The sequence below is a fragment of the Thioalkalivibrio sulfidiphilus genome (assembly GCF_000377945.1).
GTDB lineage: Bacteria > Pseudomonadota > Gammaproteobacteria > Ectothiorhodospirales > Ectothiorhodospiraceae > Thioalkalivibrio_A > Thioalkalivibrio_A sulfidiphilus_A.
The window spans coordinates 72,186-93,054 of the sequence record NZ_KB898924.1; the positions used below are offsets into that span (position 1 = coordinate 72,186).

19 protein-coding genes are annotated in these 20,869 nt (G+C 66.1%); 16 read left to right on the forward strand and 3 right to left on the reverse strand.

The genetic code is table 11. The features are described from left to right. The 5 genes from D580_RS17030 to D580_RS0102440 form a co-directional block, all read left to right on the forward strand. A partial coding sequence (locus D580_RS17030) for a flagellin (RefSeq protein ID WP_155999685.1) occupies nucleotides 1-84 on the forward strand: 84 nt, incomplete at its 5' end. A gap of 111 nt (nucleotides 85-195) precedes the next feature. Beyond that, complete coding sequence (locus D580_RS16015; RefSeq protein ID WP_155999666.1) at nucleotides 196-609, forward strand: flagellar protein FlaG; 414 nt, start codon at nucleotides 196-198, stop codon at nucleotides 607-609. 293 nt (nucleotides 610-902) lie between these two features. After that, complete coding sequence (gene fliD / locus D580_RS0102430) at nucleotides 903-2,288, forward strand: flagellar filament capping protein FliD (protein WP_018952850.1); 1,386 nt, start codon at nucleotides 903-905, stop codon at nucleotides 2,286-2,288. 110 nt (nucleotides 2,289-2,398) lie between these two features. Next, nucleotides 2,399-2,812 (forward strand): flagellar export chaperone FliS, encoded by a 414-nt coding sequence (gene fliS, locus D580_RS0102435; RefSeq protein WP_018952851.1) that lies wholly within the window; start codon nucleotides 2,399-2,401, stop codon nucleotides 2,810-2,812. A 174-nt stretch (nucleotides 2,813-2,986) separates the two neighbouring features. Next, complete coding sequence (locus D580_RS0102440; RefSeq protein WP_018952852.1) at nucleotides 2,987-3,352, forward strand: flagellar protein FliT; 366 nt, start codon at nucleotides 2,987-2,989, stop codon at nucleotides 3,350-3,352. 217 nt (nucleotides 3,353-3,569) lie between these two features. On the opposite strand, the gene D580_RS16755 is transcribed toward D580_RS0102440, so the two are convergent. Next, entirely contained in the window at nucleotides 3,570-4,079 is a 510-nt protein-coding gene (locus D580_RS16755; RefSeq protein WP_018952853.1) for a nucleotidyltransferase family protein, read from the reverse strand. A 680-nt stretch (nucleotides 4,080-4,759) separates the two neighbouring features. On the opposite strand from D580_RS16755, the gene D580_RS0102460 reads away from it, so the two are divergent. The 11 genes from D580_RS0102460 to D580_RS0102515 all read left to right on the forward strand — a co-directional run bounded on the left by D580_RS0102460 (nucleotide 4,760) and on the right by D580_RS0102515 (nucleotide 17,920). Beyond that, nucleotides 4,760-5,224 carry a PilZ domain-containing protein gene (locus tag D580_RS0102460; protein ID WP_018952854.1) on the forward strand — a complete coding sequence of 155 codons (465 nt, stop codon included), beginning with the start codon at nucleotides 4,760-4,762 and terminating at the stop codon, nucleotides 5,222-5,224. Between the two features lie 508 nt (nucleotides 5,225-5,732). Next, nucleotides 5,733-7,205: a sigma-54 dependent transcriptional regulator gene (locus tag D580_RS0102465; protein ID WP_018952855.1), complete on the forward strand. Its 1,473-nt coding sequence runs from the start codon at nucleotides 5,733-5,735 to the stop codon at nucleotides 7,203-7,205. A gap of 166 nt (nucleotides 7,206-7,371) precedes the next feature. Then, nucleotides 7,372-8,739: a sigma-54-dependent transcriptional regulator gene (locus tag D580_RS0102475; protein ID WP_018952856.1), complete on the forward strand. Its 1,368-nt coding sequence runs from the start codon at nucleotides 7,372-7,374 to the stop codon at nucleotides 8,737-8,739. 206 nt (nucleotides 8,740-8,945) lie between these two features. Further along, nucleotides 8,946-9,263 carry a flagellar hook-basal body complex protein FliE gene (gene fliE / locus D580_RS0102480; protein WP_018952857.1) on the forward strand — a complete coding sequence of 106 codons (318 nt, stop codon included), beginning with the start codon at nucleotides 8,946-8,948 and terminating at the stop codon, nucleotides 9,261-9,263. A 20-nt stretch (nucleotides 9,264-9,283) separates the two neighbouring features. Next, the gene (gene fliF, locus D580_RS0102485) at nucleotides 9,284-10,942 is read left to right on the forward strand and encodes a flagellar basal-body MS-ring/collar protein FliF (RefSeq protein ID WP_018952858.1); all 1,659 of its coding nucleotides are present in this window, start codon (nucleotides 9,284-9,286) and stop codon (nucleotides 10,940-10,942) included. Continuing rightward, the gene (fliG, locus tag D580_RS0102490; protein WP_018952859.1) at nucleotides 10,926-11,942 is read left to right on the forward strand and encodes a flagellar motor switch protein FliG; all 1,017 of its coding nucleotides are present in this window, start codon (nucleotides 10,926-10,928) and stop codon (nucleotides 11,940-11,942) included. The genes fliF and fliG overlap by 17 nt, the downstream gene beginning before the upstream one ends. 34 nt (nucleotides 11,943-11,976) lie before the next feature. Beyond that, nucleotides 11,977-12,723: a flagellar assembly protein FliH gene (locus D580_RS0102495; RefSeq protein WP_018952860.1), complete on the forward strand. Its 747-nt coding sequence runs from the start codon at nucleotides 11,977-11,979 to the stop codon at nucleotides 12,721-12,723. Further along, nucleotides 12,695-14,080, forward strand: a complete 1,386-nt coding sequence (gene fliI, locus D580_RS0102500) for a flagellar protein export ATPase FliI (RefSeq protein ID WP_026289634.1) — start codon at nucleotides 12,695-12,697, stop codon at nucleotides 14,078-14,080. The genes D580_RS0102495 and fliI overlap by 29 nt, the downstream gene beginning before the upstream one ends. Before the next feature lie 135 nt (nucleotides 14,081-14,215). Continuing rightward, nucleotides 14,216-14,656, forward strand: coding sequence for a flagellar export protein FliJ (gene fliJ / locus D580_RS0102505; RefSeq protein ID WP_018952862.1), 441 nt, complete (start codon nucleotides 14,216-14,218; stop codon nucleotides 14,654-14,656). A 71-nt stretch (nucleotides 14,657-14,727) separates the two neighbouring features. Continuing rightward, complete coding sequence (locus tag D580_RS0102510) at nucleotides 14,728-15,705, forward strand: flagellar hook-length control protein FliK (protein ID WP_155999670.1); 978 nt, start codon at nucleotides 14,728-14,730, stop codon at nucleotides 15,703-15,705. A gap of 301 nt (nucleotides 15,706-16,006) precedes the next feature. Further along, nucleotides 16,007-17,920, forward strand: coding sequence for a methyl-accepting chemotaxis protein (locus D580_RS0102515; RefSeq protein WP_018952864.1), 1,914 nt, complete (start codon nucleotides 16,007-16,009; stop codon nucleotides 17,918-17,920). Between the two features lie 181 nt (nucleotides 17,921-18,101). On the opposite strand, the gene D580_RS0102520 is transcribed toward D580_RS0102515, so the two are convergent. Further along, nucleotides 18,102-19,526 (reverse strand): phospholipase D-like domain-containing protein, encoded by a 1,425-nt coding sequence (locus tag D580_RS0102520; RefSeq protein ID WP_018952865.1) that lies wholly within the window; start codon nucleotides 19,524-19,526, stop codon nucleotides 18,102-18,104. A gap of 405 nt (nucleotides 19,527-19,931) precedes the next feature. Further along, nucleotides 19,932-20,600: an ArsR/SmtB family transcription factor gene (locus D580_RS0102525; protein ID WP_018952866.1), complete on the reverse strand. Its 669-nt coding sequence runs from the start codon at nucleotides 20,598-20,600 to the stop codon at nucleotides 19,932-19,934. Nucleotides 20,601-20,869 lie beyond the last annotated feature (269 nt).

A 20,869-nucleotide genomic window follows, 5' to 3' on the forward strand; every position in this document is an offset into this window, starting at 1 on the left:
GCCCAGATCCTGCAGCAGGCCGGTATCTCGGTGCTGGCCCAGGCCAACGCGGTGCCCCAGAGCGTGCTGGCCCTGCTGCAGTAAGCGACCGGGCCCAGCCTCGACACAGGATGATGGCGCGCCAGGGAAGGCGCGAAGGGTGGGTCCGGTTTGCCGGGCCCGCCCTTTTCCCTGTAATCCGTTGAGGGAATGAACATGAAGGATATGCTCATCAACCCCATGCCACAGGCCTCCGTGCCTGCCCCGGCACCGGCGAGGAAGCCGGAGGCGGCGGCCCAGGCAGTGGCCCAGGCAGTGGCAGCGGGCGGCAAGACCGAACCGCCCCCGGCAGCGGCGGCCGGCAAGGACCTGCCTGTCCCCTCGGCACCGGAGATGCCCGAACTGGATCTCTCCGGGGTGGTGGAATCGCTCAACGACTATATGCAGTCGGTGAGGCGGGACCTGCGTTTCTCGGTGGATGATTTCAGCGGCAGGACCGTGATCACCGTGCTGGACTCCGAGAGCCAGGAGGTGATCCGCCAGATCCCGCCGGAGTCGGTGCAGGCCCTGGCCGAGTACCTGCGCGACCAGGGTGGCCTCGACAGCTTCGGGGTGGCCGAGAAGGCTTAGTGGCACAGATGTTGTATTCGATGAATAGGAAAGAGGGAATCGGGAGGTGGGCGCCCAGGACCATCTCCCGGTTCCTGTTTCCGTTGTTGTAGGAGCGGCGACCGCGCCGCGAACAGCGCAGTATCATCGGGCCATGGTGTTCGGCCCGGGGTCGGGCCTCCTACACGGGGGGTGAGACCTGAGATGTAGGAGCGGCGACTCGCCGCGAACAGCGCAGTATCATCGGGCCACGGCATTCGGCCCGGGGTCGGGCCTCCTACGGGGCTGACCACGCATAGAGAGAGGTATTCACCATGGCCATCGGCTCACTCGGTATCGGTTCCGGACTGGATCTGTCGGCACTGGTCAGGCAGTTGGTGACGGCCGAACGTCAGCCGGCGGAAAACCGCCTGCTGCGGCGCGAGGCGAACCTCCAGGCCCAGCTTTCCGCCTTCGGCACCGTCAAGAGCGGGCTTTCCGGCCTCTCGAGCGCCCTCGACGCGCTCAAGACGCTGCAGGTCGGGCGCACCGTGTCCTCGTCCGATTCCACTCGCCTCACCGCCACCGTGAGTCAGTCCGCCGATCTGGGCAGCTATTCCATCCAGGTCAATGCCCTGGCACGCGCCCAGTCCCTGGCCTCGGAGTTCCGTTTCGACAGCGCCGATGCCGAGGTGGGTACCGGCACGCTGACCCTGCAGGTGGGCGACGGCAGCAGTGTCGACATCGTCATCGACGAGGACAACAACAGCCTGCGTGGCGTGCGTGACGCCATCAACCAGTCCGGCGCCGGTGTCCAGGCCAGCATCGTCAACGACGGCACCGGCGCCCGCCTGGTGCTGACTTCCAGCAGCACCGGCGCCTCCAACACCATCAGCGTCACGGTGAGCGATGAGGATGGCGACGATGCCGATCTGGCCGGTCTGTCCCGCCTGGCCTCGAACAACCTGGAGCAGGTGGTGGCGGCCGCAGATGCCGAGGTGATCATCAACGGGCTGACCGTCACCAGTGCCAGCAACACCCTGGACAACGCCGTCGAGGGCCTGACCCTGAACCTGCGGGGCACCACCCAGGAGGGTGTGCCCCTGACCGTCACCGTGGGCGAAAACCGCGCCAGCGTGCGCAATGCGGTCAATGCCTTCATCGAGGCCTACAACGGGGTGGTGGACCAGGTCAGGGAACTCACCAAATACGATCCGGAAACTCAGCGGGGTGCCGTATTGGTCGGAGATGGCACCTTGCGCAGCATCCGCAGCCGGCTTTCCGAGGGACTGCTGCAGGCCGGCGGCCTGGAGGGCTCGGAGCTGACCAACCTGGTGAACCTGGGCATCCGCTCCGACCGCAACGGCAAGCTGAGCCTGGATTCATCCGCCCTGGATGCGGCCATGAACCGGGACATGGAAGGCGTGGTGGCTCTGCTCAATGATGTCTCCGGCGGGCTGAAAGAACGCGTCGAGGGGTTTTCCCAGACCGGGGGCCTGCTGGACAACCGTTCCGAAGGCCTGCGCACCCGCATCCGCGACATCGACCGCCAGCGGGAGGTGCTCGAACTGCGGATGGAAAAGTTCGAGGCCCGTCTGGTGCGCCAGTTCAGCGCCATGGACGCCATGGTGGGGCAGCTTCAGAACACCAGCCGCTACCTGGACCAGCAGCTGGGTGCCCTGAACGCCATGCTCAATCAGAGCAGGACCAGGAACAGGTAAAGGTCAAGGAGGTGCTTTGTGCTTGGTAATTGGTACTTTGACAAAGCACAAAGCACCAAGCACCAAGCACAAAGCACAAAGCACAAAACCACATCACACGAGGTTCCGCCATGTACCAGACCGGCATCCACCAGGCACTGAACCAGTACCGCGACGGCGCCCTGGCCGAAGTCAACGAGGCCAATCCCCACCGGCTCATCCAGATGCTGTTCGACGGTGCCCTGGAGCGCATCGCCACCGCCAAGGGGGCCATGCAGCAGGGCAACGTGGCGGTGAAGGGCGAGCGCATCAGCAAGGCCATCGGCATCATCGATGGTCTGCGCGCCCACCTGGACATGGAGAAGGGTGGCGAGGTGGCTGCAAACCTGGACGCCCTGTACGAATACATGGGCCGGCGTCTGACCGAGGCCAACCTGCGCAACGACCCGGCCATGCTGGACGAGGTGGCCAATCTGTTGCGGGAAGTGAAGGCCGGTTGGGACGCCATCCCCGCCCAGCAGGCCGCCGAAGGCGAACGTGGCTGACAAGCCAGACCCGTCCTCTCCTCCCGTAGGAGGCACGACCCCGGGCCGAATGGAGGTTGCATCCCCTATCGCTGTCCTGACCCGTAGGATGGGCAAAGCGCAGCGTGCCCATCGAACCGAGTCCGGCATGGGCACGCTGCGCTTTGCCCATCCTACGGTGTTTTGAGATCGATCATGGAAGACGGGGAACGGATAGCGAAAGAATCCCAGCTCGGCGACGGCACTGCGCCTACGGGGGACCTGCACGAAGGGCTTGCCCTGGCCATGGCCCACGTGGAGGCGGCGCTGGCCCATGCCCGCGCGGGCGAATGGGAAGCCGCCGGCGAACGGGACCGACAGTGCCGCGCCCAGGTGGAAGCCCTGGTGGACAATGCCGGGAATCTCGACCCTGAACCGCTGGCCGACGGTCTCTCCACCATCCGCGAACGCTACCGTGATCTGCTCACCCTGGCCGAGACCGAACGGGACCGGCTGGCCAACGACGTGCGCCAGTCGGTGAAGGGCAGGGTGGGGACGCGGGCGTATGAGGAGAATCGGTAGTTGACTGGTTTGTCCGTTGTCAGTGGTCCGTAGTCAGTTGTTCAAAACCTTGAAATACGCATCGCTGGCTACACGATCCTGACAACTGACATCAATTACTCCAGCCTGTCATTCGGTCATGACTCTTTGCCCCAAGGCTTATCGTCCTGCCCAGTGACATCTCTGCTGCCGTGCATGACGGCGAGGATCAGAACACGGTCCTTGTCCAGCCGATACATCACTCGATATTCAGGTAGCGCTTCTCCATGTCCTCCTGCAAGGTCAGTTCGCCTCGTTCTGCCGCTTCCAGCGAGCGGGCAAGTTTCTGTCGTACGTAGAGGGCGTGCATCGCGTCGTCGAGGGTGGCCTGCTCTGGCAGGTGATCTGCCACATCGTGGACGATATCTTTTACGGTCTGCATGAGCTGTCTCTTGATGCTTAGATCGGTTTGACTATATAACGGCACGGCCTCTTTTAACACACGATCACGAAATCTCGGCCGCATACCTCCTTCGCTGACCACATCCACATCGCAGCCGAGCAGATCCTTGAGATCCATCAGCAGACCACCGTGGTCCAAGAGGCTGCGATTCTGATCAAAACGCACAAGGAAATCCACGTCGCTCTGTGGCCCTGAATCACCTCGAGCGACGGAGCCGAAAATCCGCACATCACGGGCTCCCCATTGCTTCGCTAACCGGAGAATGTCTTCCCGCTGTGCTCTCAGTTTTTCAATCGTGATGGTCATTCAAAAGTAATCCGGCGTTTTGACAGTCAGGATCTATTTCACCTGATAAATCAATTGGGTGGTTGGTTATCCGCTTCTCGCTTTTTGTGCTATCTCGCATTCCAATTTCAAGCCTTAGCTCTCGTGAAATGGATGATCAGTTGGGAGCGCGTTCAGGTCAGGGTCTTCCGGTTGTATTAGGCTGAGGGCTCAAATGGACCACGGTATTCAACAATGCTTCCACGCAAGCGCTCCAGCGGACATCGCCGATCCTTGCGGAAGCGGCGAAGTTCGACAGTGGGCCGTCCGTTATCGGTAACGACAACTGTCTCGCCTGTGGCTTCGACATGGCGCAGGTATTCGAGTGCCTTGGCCTGGAATTCGTATCTGGAGACTCGGGTTGGTGCCATGCTTGATACCTTCAAAGTGTCCGGCTTGCAAACTCCACAATGACTATAGGATGTGGCCATGAGGCGGACAATAGAAATAGAAATAGAAATGGAAATGGGGTCGGTGACATTTTTCATTCGCATAGGGCGGCCCATGGCCGCCATCAGCCCTTGGATCTGACACAATGGAGGCGGCGGGCATGGCCCGCCCTATGGTGGGGCGATGTGGGAGGTTGGCGGGCATGGCCCGCCCTATGATCCTGCAATGGCTGGGAGGCGGGCACGGCCCGCGCAACGACGGACGAGCGACGCATGACAACGGACAACCCCCTGAATGAAGGCCTGGTCCACGAGGACGATCTGCCCCTGGCCTGGACCGAGGTGGAGGCCTTGCCCTCGGAGCAGCGTCTGGCGGCGATCAACGTGACCAACGAGGCCCTGATCCGGGCCTGCGAGGGGCTGGAGGAGTCCCACCGGCCTTCGGAGGAGTCTCCGGAACTGGCCCACGAACTGGCGCGGGTCGAGGCCAAGCTGAACCTGGTGCTGGAGCTGCTGGGCGACTGGCTGCGTGTCCAGGGCGGGCAGCCGGAATCCCGCCGGGTGCGCTTCAATGCCCAGGGCCTGGAGTGGTGGGCGGATCAGGGGCCGGACCCGGGCGGGCTGGTGCGCGTGGAACTGCATGTCTGTCCGTCCTTTCCCAGGGCGATGACCCTGTTCGGGCGGGTGGTGGCGCGCGAGGAAGGTGCGGACGGGGTGCGCACGGTGCTGGCCTTCTAGGGGCTGTCCGAGGCGGTGCGGGACGGGCTGGAGCGCATGATCTTCCGCCGCCACCGCCGCGAGGTGGCGCAGCGGCGCGGCAAGGCGTAAAGGCCTTGTTCTCTCGCAGAGGCGCGGAGGCGCGGGGAAAATCAAAGACAATATTTCTCGCAAAGACGCGAAGCCGCAAAGGAAAAGCTTTTTTGAGTTTCAGCTTATTCAATGCCTTTCTTGGCGTCTTCGCGTCTTCGCGAGAGACCATGCTTTTGACTTCCCCCGCGTCTCTGCGCCTCCGCGTGAGAATGGGTGTTACGGTTTTGATGTCCGAAACGCCTTCCCCGTGTCCCCGTGGCTCCGTGAGAGGATGAGTATTGGCTTGGACCACTGACCACTGACAATCGACCACTCACCATCCACGCCTTGCCCCGGGCTTCGCAAACCACCTAACATAGCGCCGTATTCCTCTTAACCCTCCGGTATTCATGATTCGAATGGCCTTGGTGCGACGTCGTCTCCCGGGAGTGCTTGCATGAGCCTGCCTGAAGAGGTGATGCAGACGGACGGCACGGTGAGCGTCGAGCTCCCGAAACGCATCATGGTGCTGGCCGCCGACCCGGAGCGGGCCAGTCGGCTCGAAACCGTGCTCGACTTCCTGGAGTGCGAACCCCGCCTGCACACCTCGCCCCCAGACCAGGTGTCCGTCGGGGAAGGCTGTCTCGCCTGGCTCATCAGCAGCTGTCTGGGCGATGCCCTGGAAGACCTGCTTAACGAACTGCCGGAACGGGCGCCCGGCATCCCCGTGGTGCTGGTGGGCGAGGAAGCGGAATTCCCTTCGCTGACCCAGGCGGCCCGGACCCAGGTGGTGCGCCGGGTCTCCTTCCCCGTACGCTATCCCCAGCTCTCCCACGCCCTGCAGTGCGCCCGCCACGCGGTGGCCAACGGCGGGCTGGACGGGGCCCGTTCCCTGGAACTGTTCCGCTCCCTGGTGGGGCGCAACCCCATGGTGCAGCGCATCCGCCGGCTCATCGGCCAGGTGGCGGCTACGGACGCCAACGTGCTGGTACTGGGCGAGACCGGCACCGGCAAGGAAGTGGTGGCGCGCAACATCCACAGCGCCTCCAGCCGCCGCGAGCGGCCCTTCGTGGCGGTCAACTGCGGCGCCATCCCCGCCGACCTGCTGGAAAGCGAGCTGTTCGGCCACGAGAAGGGCGCCTTCACCGGCGCGCTCACCAGCCGCCAGGGCCGCTTCGAGCTGGCCCAGGGCGGCACCCTGTTTCTGGACGAGATCGGCGACATGCCCCTGCCCATGCAGGTGAAGCTGCTGCGGGTGCTCCAGGAACGCACCTTCGAGCGGGTGGGCAGTAACCGCAGCATCCAGTGCGACGTGCGCATCATCGCCGCCACCCACCGGGACCTGGAACTGGCCATCGACGAAGGCACCTTCCGGGAAGACCTCTATTACCGCCTCAACGTGTTCCCCATCGAGGTGCCGCCCCTGCGCCACCGCCGCAGCGACCTGCCCCTGCTGATCAGCGAGCTGACCGCGCGCATGGAAGGCGAGGGGCGCGGCAGCGTGCGCCTGGGGGAATCGGCCATGCGCGCCCTGTCCGTGTACGACTGGCCGGGCAACGTGCGCGAGCTGGCGAATCTGATCGAGCGCCTGGCCATCATGCATCCCGGCGAGACCGTGGAGGTCTCGGACCTGCCGGCCAAGTTCCGCCGGGAAGGCGACGAGGAGCTGGCGGAACTGGCCCAGGCGGAGATGGACGGCGAGGGCCTGCCGCCCGGCTATCTGCCCGGTGCCCCCGGCCTGCCCAGCGAGGGCATCGATCTGAAGGAATACCTCAACGATCTCGAGATGGGCCTGATCCGCCGGGCTCTGGACGAATCCAACGGGGTGGTGGCCCACGCCGCCAAGCTGCTCGGCATGCGCCGGACCACCCTGGTGGAGAAGATGCGCAAGTTCGGCATCTCCCGCCCCGAGGACGCGACGGAAATTTGACTTCCCGTTGCGGGCCTTTTCTTAGCCCACTGATAATTCAACAAAAAATACTCCTGGCATCATTCCTGCTTTGCATGGGCTGAGGCGGCCGGTGCGTCGGCGCACCGTCACCGCCACGGTTTCAAGAACCCCTGCAAGGGAGTCCAGTGATGCGAGGAGTGTCCCGATGACCCAGTCCCTGACCGTGCTGCTCGTGGAAGAGGATGCGGGTCTGCGTGCCCAGGTCCGCGAACACCTGCTGGCGGATCGTTGTCGCGTGCTCGAGGCGGATCACGGCGATGCCGCCCTGGATCTGCTGGGCCGGGAACCGGTCAGTATCGTGTTCGCCAGCCGCGAGACCCGACCCATGGACGGCCTGTCCCTGCTGCGCCGCCTGCGCCGGGAACAGCCGGACCTGCCGGTGGTGCTGACCAGCGGCGACGGCAGCATCCACACCGCGGTGACCGCCATGCGCGAGGGGGCCACGGATTTCCTGGTGAAGCCCTTCCGGGTGGGCGCCGTGTCCGAGCGGGTACGCCAGCTCACCGTGCGCACCCCCACCGACGGCATGGTGCTGGAAGACCCCCGCAGCCGCGAACTGCTGGACCTGGCCGCCCGGGTGGCCGGTTCCGAGGTCACCGTGATGCTCAACGGTGAATCCGGGGTGGGCAAGGAGGTCTTCGCCCGCTACCTGCACAACCATTCTTCCCGGGCCGCCGGTCCCTTCGTGGCGGTCAACTGCGCCGCCATCCCCGAGAACATGCTGGAGGCCCTCTTGTTCGGTTATGAGCGCGGCGCCTTCACCGGCGCCCACGAGTCGCGCCCGGGCAAGTTCGAGCAGGCCCAGGGCGGTACGCTGCTGCTGGACGAGATCACCGAGATGGACATGGGCCTGCAGGCCAAGCTGCTGCGCGTGCTGCAGGAACGGGAAGTGGAGCGCCTGGGCGCCCGCAAGACCCTCAAGCTGGACGTGCGCGTCATCGCCACCTCCAACCGGGACTTGCGCGAGGCGGTCGCCGCGGGCCGCTTCCGCGAGGACCTGTTCTATCGCCTGAGCGTGTTCCCGCTGCTGATCCCGCCCCTGCGAGAGCGCCCCGGCGACATCCTGCCCCTGGCCCGTGCCTTCCTGGAACGCCATGGCCGGGGCATTGATACCGCCGATCTGGCCCCCTGCGCGGCGAACCGCCTGATGAACCACGGCTGGCCCGGCAACGTGCGCGAGCTGGACAACGTGATCCAGCGCGCGCTGATCCTGCGCCGCGGCCGCCAGATCGACGCGGCCTGCATCCGTTTCGAGCATGTTTCTCCGGGCGCCGTGGAGCCCCGGGTGAACGCCGGCGTCGAATCCCTGGCACCGCCCCAGGCCGTGAACGGGCAGCGCGCCGCCCGGGCCCTGGACGCCAGCCTGCGTTCCCGCGAGGAGCAGCTGATCCTGGACGCCCTGCGCTGCGAACAGGGCAGCCGCAAGGAGGCCGCCGCACGGCTGGGGATCAGCCCGCGGACGTTGCGGTACAAGCTGGCGCGGCTTCGTGAAGCGGGTGTAGCCATTCCCTGAGTTTGGCTTGCGTCTGCGCGGGCTGACAGTGGCAAGTGGCTAGTGGCTAGTGGCAAGGAAACAGAAAAGATGTCTGATTCGAGGAGGTTCAAGATGCAGAGCACATGGTTGAATTCACCCGGCAGCGCGCCAGCGCAAGGTCTTCTCTTGCCACTAGCCACTAGCCACTTGCCACTGCTCATGCCGACCTCCGTCAGGAGGTCGTCATGAGCGACATGCAGATCAACCAGGTGCTCGCCCAGATGCGGGCGCTGGCGGCGAACTCCGGTCTCAACGCCACGCCTGCCCAGGAACCGTCCGGGGTCAACTTCGCCCAGATGCTCAAGCAGAGCCTGGACCAGGTGAACCAGACCCAGCAGGCCTCCCGGGAGATGGCGCAGGCCTTCGAGATGGGTGATCCCAATGTGAATCTGGCCCAGGTGATGGTGGCCATGCAGAAGGCGAGCGTGTCCTTCGAGGCGGTCAACCAGGTGCGCAACCGCCTGCTGAACGCCTACCAGGAAATCATGAGCATGCCGGTCTGACCGGCGCGGGATAGACGTCTATGGCGAATTCGATTGCAGTCTTCAGCAACCAGGTCAGGGGCTTCGGCAGGCTGCCCATGGAGCGCCAGATCGGTCTGATCGTGGCGCTGGCGGCGGCGGTGGCGCTGGTGTCGAGCATCTTCATGTGGATGACGCGCCCCAGCTACACGGTGCTGTATCCCAACCTGGCGGAGCAGGAAAGCGCCCAGGTGGCCGAAGCCCTGGGGCGTCACAACATTCCCTACCGTCTGGATTCCGCCACCGGCGCGGTCACCGTACCTGCCCGCCATGTGCACGACGCCCGCCTGAAGCTGGCCACCGAGGGCCTGCCCAAGGCCAGCGGTTTCGGCTTCGAGCTGCTGGAGCAGGACCAGGGCCTGGGCACCAGCCGCCTGATCGAGAACGCCCGTTACCACCGCGCCATCGAGGGTGAACTGGCCCGCTCCATCGCCACCCTGAGCAGCGTGGAGAGCGCCCGGGTGCACCTGGCCCTGCCGCGCCAGTCGGTGTTCGTGCGCGACCGTACCAAGCCCAGCGCCTCGGTGCTGCTCAACCTCTACGCCGGTCGCACCCTGGACGAGAGCCGCATCGCGGGTATCGTGCACCTGGTGGCCTCCAGCGTCCCAGACCTTGAGCCGGAGCGGGTCACGGTGGTGGACCAGCGCGGACGCCTGCTGACCCAGCCGGCCGGTGACGTGGACGGCATCATGGCCAGCACCCAGCAGCTGGATTTCACCCGCCGCATGGAGGAAAGCTACGTGCGGCGCATCATGGACATCCTGAGCCCCATCCTGGGTCCCGACGCAGTACGCGCCCAGGTGGCGGCGGACCTGGACTTCTCCCGCATCGAACGCACCACCGAGGCCTTCGATCCCGAGTTCTCCGTGGTGCGCAGCGAGCAGATCTCCGAAGACGAGAGCCGCGGTAGCGGCATGATGGGCGTGCCCGGCGCGCTCACCAACCAGCCCCCCGAGGCGGGCGTGATCGCCGAGGAAGGCAACGGCACGAACGGCCAGGCCCTGATACCCGGCTCTACCAGCCGCCGCACGGTGCGCAACTACGAGGTGGACCGCACCGTCAGCCACATCCGCGAGGCCCCGGGCGGTCTGCGCCGTCTTTCCGTGGCGGTGGTGGTGGACCACAAGGAGGAACGCAACGAGCAAGGCGAGCTGGTCCGTGTGCCGTTCACCGAGGAGGAGATGGAACGCATTACCACCCTGGTGCGCGAGGCGGTGGGTTTCGATGTTCGCCGCGGCGACAGCATCAACGTGATCAATGCCTCGTTCCGACCGGTGGAGGCACTGGAACTGCCGCCTGAACCGCCTATCTGGCAGGAACCCTGGGTGGTGGATCTCGCCAAGACTATACTGGCGGTGGTGATGGTGATCGTGCTGGCCCTGACGGTGGTGCGCCCGCTGCTCAAGGGACTGGCCGAGAAGGGCGCGGCCGCCCGCCGCGAGGATCAACTGGGTCACCTGGCCCTGCCCGAGGGTCAGTTGGGCGGGGAACAACTGCAACTCGGCCAGCAACCCCAGGCCCAGGGCGCGCTGCCCGGCCCCGGCACCAAGAAGACCTATGATGACCAGCTGGATTCTGCCCGCACCCTGGTGCGCGAGGATCCCAAGCGGGTGGCCCAATTGATGAAAACGTGGATCGCGAGCGATGGCGCAGGCGCCTGAAAACAGTAAGTTCACCGGCACCGAGCGTGCCGCGGTGTTCCTCATGAGCCTCGGCGAGGAGGCCGCCGCCGAGGTGCTCAAGCACATGGGGCCGAAGGAGGTGCAGCGCCTGGGCACCGCCATGGCCACCCTGGCCAACGTCTCCCGGACCGAGGTGCAGAAGGTGCTCGACGAGTTCACCCAGGCGGTGGAAGAGCAGACCGCCCTGGGCGTGGGCACCGACGAGTACATCCGCAAGGTGCTCACCTCGGCGCTCGGCGAGGACAAGGCCGGCGGCCTGATCAATCGCATCCTGCTGGGCCGCAACTCCAAGGGCCTGGAGGCGCTCAAGTGGATGGAGCCCCGGGCGGTGGCCGAGGTGATCCGCCTGGAGCACCCCCAGATCATCTCCATCGTGCTCTCTTACCTGGACCCGGATCACGCCGCCGAGGTGCTCTCATTCCTGCCCGAGCGCACCCAGCCGGACATCCTCATGCGCATCGCCAGCCTTGACGGCATCCAGCCCAACGCCCTGCAGGAACTGGACGAGATCCTGGAACGCCAGTTCTCCGGCAACAGCAACGTCAAGTCCTCGGCGGTGGGCGGCATCAAGAGCGCCGCCAACATCCTCAACTTCATGGAGCCCTCCAAGGAGGCCACCATCGTGGACCGCATCCGCGAGGTGGACGAGGATCTCAGCCAAAAGATCGAAGACCTCATGTTCGTGTTCGACAACCTGGTGGATGTGGACGATCGCGGCATCCAGGCCCTGCTGCGGGAGATCTCCACCGAGTCCCTGGTGCTGGCCCTCAAGGGTGCCGAGGATGCCCTCAAGGAGAAGATCTTCAAGAACATGTCCAAGCGCGCCGCCGAGATGCTGCGCGACGATCTGGAGGCCAAGGGCCCGGTGCGCCTGAGCGAAGTGGAAGGCGCCCAGAAGGAGATCCTCACCGTCGCCCGGCGCATGGCCGAAAGCGGCGAGATCGTGCTGGGCGGCAAGGGCGGAGACGAGTTTGTATGAAGGCGCCAGAGGCAAGAAATGAGAAGCTGAGTTCATGAGTCAGCGCATCATCAGTGGCGAGGAGGTGGAGACTGCGCGGCGCTGGGAGGCGCCGGCGGTGGGTGATGCTGCGGCGGCATCGCGCAAGCCGGGTGTCCAGGCGCGTTCCGAGGCCGTGACGGACCGGCCGGCGCTGCCGACCGCCCGGGAGATCGAGGAGATCCGGCGGGCTGCCCGGGAAGAGGGCAGGGCCGAGGGATTCGAGCAGGGTCTTCAGGAAGGCAGGAAGGCCGGCGAGGCGGCGGTGCGCGCCGAGGCCGAGTTTCTCAAACAGGTGCTGGAGTCCCTGGTGCCCAGCGTGCAGGCTCTGGACCAGCAGCTGGAATCCGATCTGCTGCACCTGGTCACCACGGTGACCCGTCAGCTGGTGCGCCGCGAACTGCGCGCCGACCCGGGCCAGATCGTGGCCGTGGTGCGCGAGGCCCTGGGCGTACTGCCCAGCACCGAGCGCACCATCCGCCTGCACCTGCATCCCGAGGACGCGCGCATCGTGCGCGACGCCCTGCACCTGTCGGAACTGGCACAGCCCTGGAAGGTGATCGAGGACCCCACCCTGAGCCGTGGCGGTGCCCGCCTGGAGACCGAGACCTCCCGGGTGGATGCCACCCTGGAGACCCGCCTCAATGCCCTGATCGCGGAACTCTGGGGCGGCGAACGCCGTCAGGACGAGCAGGGTGATGAACACGAGGCCATCGATCGCGGAGCCGGCAGCGATGCCGGAGACGACCATGGTGCTCCCTGAACGACTGGACCCGGAACTGCGCCTGGCCCGGCTGCGGGACAGCCTGCGCCGGGGTGCCCGGCGCGTAGAGCAGGCCAGACCGCTGACCGCGGAAGGCCGGCTGGTGCGCATGGTGGGCCTGACCCTGGAGGCCGAGGGCGTGCGCATGCCCGTGGGCGGCCGTTGCCGGGTGGTGAGCGCCGGCGGCGCCGAGGTGGAGGCCGAGGTGGTGGGCTTCTCCGGCGAGCGGGTGTTCCTCATGCCCGTGGGCGACATCAGCGGGCTCACCCCCAATGCCCGGGTGATTCCCACCCAGCATGCCCGGGAGGCCCGGGTGGGCGAGGCTCTGCTGGGTCGCGTGCTGGACGGTGCGGGCCGTCCCCTGGACGGTCTGCCGGCGCCGGACTGCGAGGCCAGCGTGTCCCTGAACGGCCGGCCCATCAATCCCATGGCGCGGCGTCCCATCCACGAGCCTCTGGACGTTGGCGTGCGCGCCATCAACGGCCTGCTCACCGTCGGCCGTGGCCAGCGCATGGGCCTGTTCGCCGGCAGCGGCGTGGGCAAGAGCGTGCTGCTGGGCATGATGACCCGCTACACCAATGCCGATGTCACGGTGGTGGGGCTGATCGGCGAGCGCGGCCGAGAAGTGAACGAATTCGTGCAGAACATCCTCGGACCCGAGGGCATGGCCCGGGCAGTGGTGGTGGCGGTGCCCGCCGACCATCCGCCGCTGATGCGCCTGCACGGCGCCATGCTGGCCACCTCCATCGCCGAGTACTTCCGCGACCAGGGCCTGAACGTGCTGCTGCTCATGGATTCCCTGACCCGTTTCGCCCAGGCCCAGCGGGAGATCTCGCTGGCCATCGGCGAGCCGCCCGCCACCAAGGGTTATACGCCGTCCGTGTTCGCGCGCCTGCCGCACCTGGTGGAGCGGGCCGGCAACAGCGACCGGGGCGAGGGCACCATGACCGCCTTCTACACCGTGCTGACCGAGGGCGATGACCAGAACGACCCCATCGCCGATGCGGCCCGGGCGATCCTCGACGGACACGTGGTCCTGTCCCGGCGCATCGCCGAGGCCGGTCGCTATCCCGCCATCGACATCGAGGCCTCGGTGAGCCGGCTCATGAACGAGATCGCCGATCCGGGCCAGATCCAGGCCGCGCGCCTGTTCAAGCAGATCTACGCCACCTACCAGCAGAACCGGGACCTGATCAGCGTGGGCGCCTACCAGAAGGGCGCCGACCCCAGGGTGGACGCCGCCATCCAGTACTATCCTCACCTCGAACAGTACCTCTCCCAGGACATGCGCGAGGCCGTGGATTTCAAGGAAAGCCTGCGGGCGCTGGACGCGCTGATGGGAGATCGTGAGGAGTGAGGTGAGAGGTGTGAGGAGTGCTCAAGCGGGGACGACCAGGTAGAGGTGGTCTCACAGCTCACGCCTATCCCCTAACTCCTCACCCTTAACTTGTATCTTGTCACTAGCAACTTGTCTCTGCCCCGGAGGGGCTTTATGACCCGTTCCAAACGCATGCAACCCGTGGCCAACGTGGTCCACAACCGTCAGCAGAACGCCGCGCGCGTGATGGGCGAGCGGCAGCGGGCCCTGGATGATCAGCAGAACCGCCTGCAGGAACTCAACAACTACCGCGACGAATACGCCAAGCGCTTCGAGGACGGTGCCGAGTCCATGGCGGGCATCAACATGCGCGACTACCGGCTGTTCCTCTCGCGGCTCAACGAGGCCATCGAGGAGCAGGCCCGTCGGGTGGAGCAGGCCCGGGCCGCCCTGGAACAGAGCCGTGGCCAGTGGACCGCCACCCGGGTGCACAGTGACGCGGTGAACAAGGTGGTGGAACGCATGCAGGCCGACGAGCGCCGCGCCGAGGACCGGCGGGAACAGAAGGAAAACGACGAATTCGGTCAGAGGCCGCGTGGCAACAACCAAGACTAACTCTTGGCACGTATCTTGATGCACAAAGCACAAAGCACAAAGCACAAAGCACCTGACACGGGACGACACACATGCAGCTTGCCGCCTTCCCAATGAATCTGCCGGGGCCCCTGATGCAGGCCCTGGGCGACCTGGATGCCATGCCGGACGGGGCCCGTGCCCTGGGCGAGCAGGGCGACTTCTGGATGCGTTTGGCTATCCATCTACAGGGCCTGGAGCAGGTGGCCGAGGCCCTGCCCGAGGAACTGGACGCCGAGGGCCTGGCCGCCTGGCTGGCCGCCAGCCTGGGCAATGACGAGGCCCTGCCGGTGGGTAGGCCCTTGCCGCAGGACGGCAAGAACTTGCCGCCCCAGGCCGCCTTGATGCAGGTCGCGACAGGGAGCGCGGATGCCGACACGGCTGACACGGAGCACCTCTCCGGTGCGGCGCGTATGCGCGAACACCTCATGGCGGCCGCAGTGCAGGCGGCGGCCATGTCCGCGGACGATGAGATCGTCGGCAAGCGCGCCCTGAGCGTGATCGCCTCCCAGGGCAAGGTCGCAGACATCCAGGCCAACATGGCCAACGCGATCAGCCTGGAGACCACCCAGGCTGCCGCCGCCACGCGCACAACTCCTCGTCAGCTGAGCCTCGATATCCCCATGGGGCAGCCGGGCTGGGACCGTTCCCTGGGCGACCGGGTGCAGTGGATGGTCAACCAGAAGGTGCAGGTGGCAGAGCTGCGTCTCAATCCGCCCAGTCTGGGTCCCATCGAGATCCGCGTGCAGGTGGACGGGGATCGCACCCAGGTGAACTTCGTCGCCCCCCAGGCGGCTGTCCGTGAGGCCATCGACGCCGCCCTGCCGCGACTGCGGGAGATGTTCGCCGAGGGCGGCATGACCCTGGATGTGTCGGTGTCCCACCAGGATGCCCGCCAGGCCCGGGGCGAGTCCGACGGCCAGGGCGCCGGCGGTGGTACCCAAGCGGGTGAGGGTGCGGATCAGTCCGGCGTGCCCGGCGAGGCCCAGGCCGCGCGCCAGGGGCATGGGTTGGTGGATTACTACGCCTGAACCGGGCCAGAGCCGGGCTTAAGGACGGATGGAGACAAGGCACCCGGGACAATTCCGGGCGCCTTTTTTCATTGTGGGATGTGCTGTGTGTTATGAGCGGACCTATCCGCGGGACGAGTGGAGCCATCCGGGCCTGGGCGATCCGTATAATGCCGCCCCTTGTAGTGACTTAAGTTTGCGTGACAGATGTCGCTACAAGGTTCACAAGAAGCAAAATCAACGAAACAGAAAAATAAGGCTCGGGCCGCCCGTGATCCAGGGCGAGCAAACGGTCGCACCGGACTCTCAGAGGTCATGCTCCATGTTCAACAATCTCAAGATCAGCGTTCGCCTGCTGGGCGGCATCGCCATCCTCCTGTTACTTACCGTCGGTCTCATGCTGCCGGTGGTGCTCTCCAGCCTGGGCCAGATGAGCCAGCGGGCGGAGGAACGCCAACTCCAGGATCTGTTTGAATCTCTACGTGCTGCCATCGACGCCCAGTCTCAGCGGGCCGAGGCCATGGCCGCCACCGTGAGCAACATCCCCGAGATCCAGGCCGCCTTCGCCGCCCGGGACCGTGAGCGTCTGACCGAGTTGACCGTGCCCATCTTTCAGACCATGGGCCAGAGCCACGGCATCGACCAGTTCCAGTTCCATCTTGCCCCTGCGACCTCATTCCTGCGCGTGCACCGCCCGGATCGCCACGGCGATGACCTGTCCGCCTTCCGCAACACCGTCGTGGAGACCAATCGCAGCCGCCGCCCGGTTCAGGGTCTGGAACGCGGCGTCGCAGGTCTCGGCGTGCGCGGCGTGGTGCCCATGTTCCACCAGGGGCAGCACACCGGCTCCGTGGAGTTCGGCCTGACCTTCGGCCAGCCCTTCTTCGATGATTTCACCCGTCAGTACGGCGCAGGCGCCGCGCTGCACATCCCCGGCGATGCTGGCGCCTTCAACCGCTTCGCCAGCTCCATCGGCGAGCAGGCCCTGCTGACTCGCGATGAATTGGGTCGTGCCCTGCGCGGTGAGACCGTACTGCGCCAGGCCGAGCATCGGGGTACCCCCGTGGCCGTCTACGGCCGGGTGATCAACGATTTCGCCGGACAGCCTGTGGGTGTGCTGGAACTCATGGTGGACCGCAGCGAGTACGTGTCCGGTTACCGGGAGGCCCTGTTCTCCGTGCTGGGTGTGGGCCTGCTGGTGCTGGTGCTGGGCATGGGGCTTGCCTGGGTGATTGCCCGCAGTATCGTCAAGCCCCTGTGCGAGACCGTGGCGCGCCTGGATGACATCGCCCAGGGCGAGGGTGACCTGACCCAACGTCTGCCGGTGGAAGGCAAGAACGAACTCACTCAGCTGGCGGTGGCCTTCAATGCCTTCGTCTCCAAGATCCAGGACGTGGTGCGCCAGGTGGCGGGTGCCACCTCGCAGCTGGCCGCCGCCTCCGAGGAGCTGTCCGCCACCGCGGAGCAGACCACCAACCAGGTGCGCCGCCAGCAGAACGAGACGGACCAGGTGGCCACGGCCATGAACGAGATGACCGCCACGGTACAGGAAGTGGCGCGCAACGCCACCGAGGCGGCGGCCGCCGCCCGGGAGACCGACCAGGAGGCCAACGCCGGCCGCGACGTGGTGGGTGCCACCATCCGCTCCATCGAGGCCCTGGCCTCCGAGGTGGAGAACGCCGCCGGCGTGATCCAGCGCCTGTCCGCGGACAGCGAGGAGATCGGCAAGGTACTGGACGTGATCCGCGGTATCGCCGAGCAGACCAACCTGCTGGCCCTGAATGCCGCCATCGAGGCGGCCCGCGCCGGCGAGCAGGGCCGGGGCTTCGCCGTGGTGGCCGACGAGGTGCGCACGCTCGCCTCCCGGACCCAGGAGTCCACCCACACCATCCAGGAGATGATCGAACGCCTGCAGGGCAATGCCAGCAGCGCGGTGACCGTCATGGAGAAGGGCCGTGTCCAGGCCAGCGGCAGCGTGCAGCAGGCCGCCAAGGCGGGAGAGTCCCTCAAGACCATCACCGGCGCCGTGGCGCGCATCACCGACATGAACACCCAGATCGCCAGCGCCGCCGAGGAGCAGTCCGCCGTGGCCGAGGAGATCAACCGCAACGTGGTGAACATCAGCCAGGCCGTGGACGAAACCGCCTCCGGCTCCCAGCAGATCAGCACCGCCAGCGACGAACTGGCGCGCCTGGCCGCGGAGCTTCAGGGGATGGTGGGGCAGTTTAAAGTTTAAGGGGCAGATTCAAGATTCAAGATTCAAGATTCAAAGGGAATGGCGGGACTCGCCGGCCTAATGTAGGAGGCCCGACCCCGGGCCGAACAGCGGTGCGTGAAGAAACTCCGCTGTTCGCGGCGGGGTCGCCGCTCCTACGACACAACCCTTTGAATTTTGAATTTTGAATGTTGAATGCCTTTCACAGATACGGCGTCAGCAACCTTGCTGCGCCGTTCCTGAGCCGCACGGGCAGGGATCGCCCCAGGCTTTCCTCGAGCGTCAGCAGGCGCGCCTCGCGCTTGCGTTCCTCCACCCAGTCCTGCATCTGCCGGCCCAGTGCCGGGTCCAGGCATTCCAGGTTGAACTCGAAATTGAGCCGCAGGCTGCGCGGGTCCCAGTTGGCGGAGCCGAGCAGCACCCACTGGCCGTCCACCAGCAGCAGCTTGGAGTGATCGAAGGGGGGTGGCGTGAGCCAGATGCGGCAGCCCCGTTCCAGCACCATCCAGTGCATGGCCTCGGAGGCCCATTGCACCAGGGGCAGGTTGCCCCGTGCCGGCAGCAGGATGTCCACCTCGAGACCCCGCAGGGCGGCGCTGTTGAGTGCCGAGATCAGCGAGCCGTCGGGCAGGAAGTAGGGGGTCATCACGGTGATGCTCTCCCGGGCCTCGGCGAGCGCGGCGAGCATCAGCTGGCGCAGGGTCTCGAAGTGCTCGTCGGGCCCGTCGGGGACGCCGCGCGCGGGCACAGCGCCCACGGGCGGGAGTTCCGGGAACCAGTCGCCGCCTTGCAGTGTTTCGCCGGTGGCGAAGCGCCAGTCGTCGGCGAATACCCGCTGCATCTGCGCCACCACCGGTCCCTGCACCTGGAAGTGCAGGTCCTGCACCGGGTGGCGTACGTCCAGGTCGATCCGATGTCCGGCGCGCAGGTTCATGCCGCCGGTGAAGCCGGTGTGTCCGTCCACCACCAGCAGCTTGCGGTGGTTGCGCAGGTTGAAGGCCGCGAGCGTGCGTGGCAGGTGCATGGGCAGGAACAGCCGCGCCGGCACGCCGGCACGGCGCAGCGCCCGCTGCATGCTGCGCCGGCTGTAGCGCACACCCACCCCGTCGATGAGCACGCGCACCGCCACGCCCCGTTCATGAGCGCGGATCAGGGCGTCGCGGAATTCCTTGCCCGTGGGATCGTGGTCGAAGATGTAGGTGGCCAGGGCCACACTGTGCTTCGCGCCGTTGATGGCCTCGAGCATGGCCGGATAGGCGGCCTCGCCGTTGACCAGGGGTTCCAGCCGGTTGCCGCCGGTGTAGGGGAAAGGGCTCAGGGCATCCCCGGCGCGCACCAGGGGCCGCCAGCGCGCATCGATGGGTGCCGGCACCACGGTTCGTGGCAGCGGTGCCTGTGGGTGCCCCGCCGCCTCGCGCAGGGCCCGGGCGCGGCTCTTGATGCGGTTGACCCCGAGCAGCCAGTACAGGATCGATCCGCCCAGGGGCAGGAGCATGATCAGCCCCACCCAGGCGATCACCGCCCGGGTGTCGCGTTTGTTGAGCAGGGCATGTGCCGCGCTGTAGAGGGCGATGCCCAGCACCAGCAGGGCGGAGAGGCTCGCGATGAGGGCCTGCAGGGTGTCCATGGCTGCAAGGATGAGGGAGGAAGGGTGATGGATGAAAGGGGTGAGGGGTGAGGGGTGAAACCACCCTCACCCTGGCCCTCCCCCATGAGGGGGAGGGGACTCATCAATCTAGCCCGCATATCTCACCGGTATCGCGGGAGCAGGCGAAGGATTCGCGTTCGTAGGCGCCGCTCTGGAGTGAAACCCATAGCCGTAGCTATGGGTTGAGTGAAGAGCAAGCCTACGAACGCGAAGACGAGCCTGAACCGCGATAGGACACCGGCGGGAACAGTCTGTCATGCTGAGGCTGCCGACCATTTCAATGTATTCCACTGATGTTTCGGCTTGTTGCGCGCCCGCCGGTGTCCGACCGGTGAGATATGCGGGCTAGTGTCGTAGGTTAGGGTTCGCTGCGCTCACCCCAACCTACGATGCCGCCTTCTCCACCGGCAGGCCGGCGTTCTTCCATTCCGGGTAGCCGTCTTCCATGCGCCGGGCGCGGAAGCCCTTTTCGCGCAGGTTGTGGACCGCGTCGTAGGCGAGCACGCAGTAGGGTCCCCGGCAATAGGCGATCACCTCGCGCCCGGGGTCCAGCTGGCCGAGGCGGGCCTCCAGTTCATCGAGGGGGATGTTGATGGCGCCGGGCACGTGACCGGCTTGGAATTCCGCTTCGGGGCGCACGTCCACCACGGTCACTTCGCCCCGGCGAATGCGTTCCAGCAGCTGATCCACGGGCACCGGTTCCATGGCGTCCCGGGGATCCAGGTGCCGGTGCACCAGGTGATCCACGTCGGGGATGTGCTGCCGGGCCACCCGGCGCAGGGCATCCATGAGGGCGACCACGTCATCGCCCGCCAGGCTGTAGAGCACCCGCTGACCCTGGCGCCGTGACTGCACCAGGCCCGCCTGGCGCAGCTGCTGCAGGTGCTGGGAGGTGTTGGCCACGCTCTGGCCGCTGAGGCCCGCCAGCTCATCCACACCCCGGGATCCCTGGGCCAGGAACTCCAGCAGCTCCAGGCGGTTCGGATGGCTCAGGGCCTTGCCCAGTCGGGCGAACTGGGCCAGCAGCAGGTGCTTGATGTTCGCGCTTGACATGGGGGCATTAGAGCGCGAAACTGCGCCACAATCAATATTCAATTGATTTATTGAATATTGCCCGGGGTGAGGAGAGAGGCGTAAAGCGAGAGACGTACGGTTCGTATCGTCAAGCTAGCCCGCATATCTCACCACCGTTCGTAGCGAGGGCGTCGAGATGCCGCTGTGACGGGGCGCGCGGAGCGCAAGACGGCGCCGGCGTAGCCGACACTACGTCAAGCCGGCTGAAGTGAGCACGCCCCGTCACAGCGAGCAGATCGGCGGCCGCA

Bases quoted from the DNA above. Each gene is read 5' to 3' on its own strand.
- D580_RS16015 (WP_155999666.1), top strand. From the start codon at position 196: ATGAAGGATATGCTCATCAACCCCATGCCACAGGCCTCCGTGCCTGCC.
- D580_RS0102510 (WP_155999670.1), top strand. From the start codon at position 14,728: ATGCAGCTTGCCGCCTTCCCAATGAATCTGCCGGGGCCCCTGATGCAG.
- D580_RS0102465 (WP_018952855.1), top strand. From the start codon at position 5,733: ATGAGCCTGCCTGAAGAGGTGATGCAGACGGACGGCACGGTGAGCGTC.
- D580_RS0102495 (WP_018952860.1), top strand. From the start codon at position 11,977: ATGAGTCAGCGCATCATCAGTGGCGAGGAGGTGGAGACTGCGCGGCGC.
- D580_RS0102515 (WP_018952864.1), top strand. From the start codon at position 16,007: ATGTTCAACAATCTCAAGATCAGCGTTCGCCTGCTGGGCGGCATCGCC.
- D580_RS16755 (WP_018952853.1), bottom strand. From the start codon at position 4,079: ATGACCATCACGATTGAAAAACTGAGAGCACAGCGGGAAGACATTCTC.
- fliF (WP_018952858.1), top strand. From the start codon at position 9,284: ATGGCGAATTCGATTGCAGTCTTCAGCAACCAGGTCAGGGGCTTCGGC.
- D580_RS0102525 (WP_018952866.1), bottom strand. From the start codon at position 20,600: ATGTCAAGCGCGAACATCAAGCACCTGCTGCTGGCCCAGTTCGCCCGA.
- D580_RS0102520 (WP_018952865.1), bottom strand. From the start codon at position 19,526: ATGGACACCCTGCAGGCCCTCATCGCGAGCCTCTCCGCCCTGCTGGTG.
- D580_RS0102440 (WP_018952852.1), top strand. From the start codon at position 2,987: ATGGAAGACGGGGAACGGATAGCGAAAGAATCCCAGCTCGGCGACGGC.
- fliD (WP_018952850.1), top strand. From the start codon at position 903: ATGGCCATCGGCTCACTCGGTATCGGTTCCGGACTGGATCTGTCGGCA.
- D580_RS0102475 (WP_018952856.1), top strand. From the start codon at position 7,372: ATGACCCAGTCCCTGACCGTGCTGCTCGTGGAAGAGGATGCGGGTCTG.
- fliI (WP_026289634.1), top strand. From the start codon at position 12,695: ATGCCGGAGACGACCATGGTGCTCCCTGAACGACTGGACCCGGAACTG.
- fliJ (WP_018952862.1), top strand. From the start codon at position 14,216: ATGACCCGTTCCAAACGCATGCAACCCGTGGCCAACGTGGTCCACAAC.
- fliG (WP_018952859.1), top strand. From the start codon at position 10,926: ATGGCGCAGGCGCCTGAAAACAGTAAGTTCACCGGCACCGAGCGTGCC.
- D580_RS0102460 (WP_018952854.1), top strand. From the start codon at position 4,760: ATGACAACGGACAACCCCCTGAATGAAGGCCTGGTCCACGAGGACGAT.
- fliS (WP_018952851.1), top strand. From the start codon at position 2,399: ATGTACCAGACCGGCATCCACCAGGCACTGAACCAGTACCGCGACGGC.
- fliE (WP_018952857.1), top strand. From the start codon at position 8,946: ATGAGCGACATGCAGATCAACCAGGTGCTCGCCCAGATGCGGGCGCTG.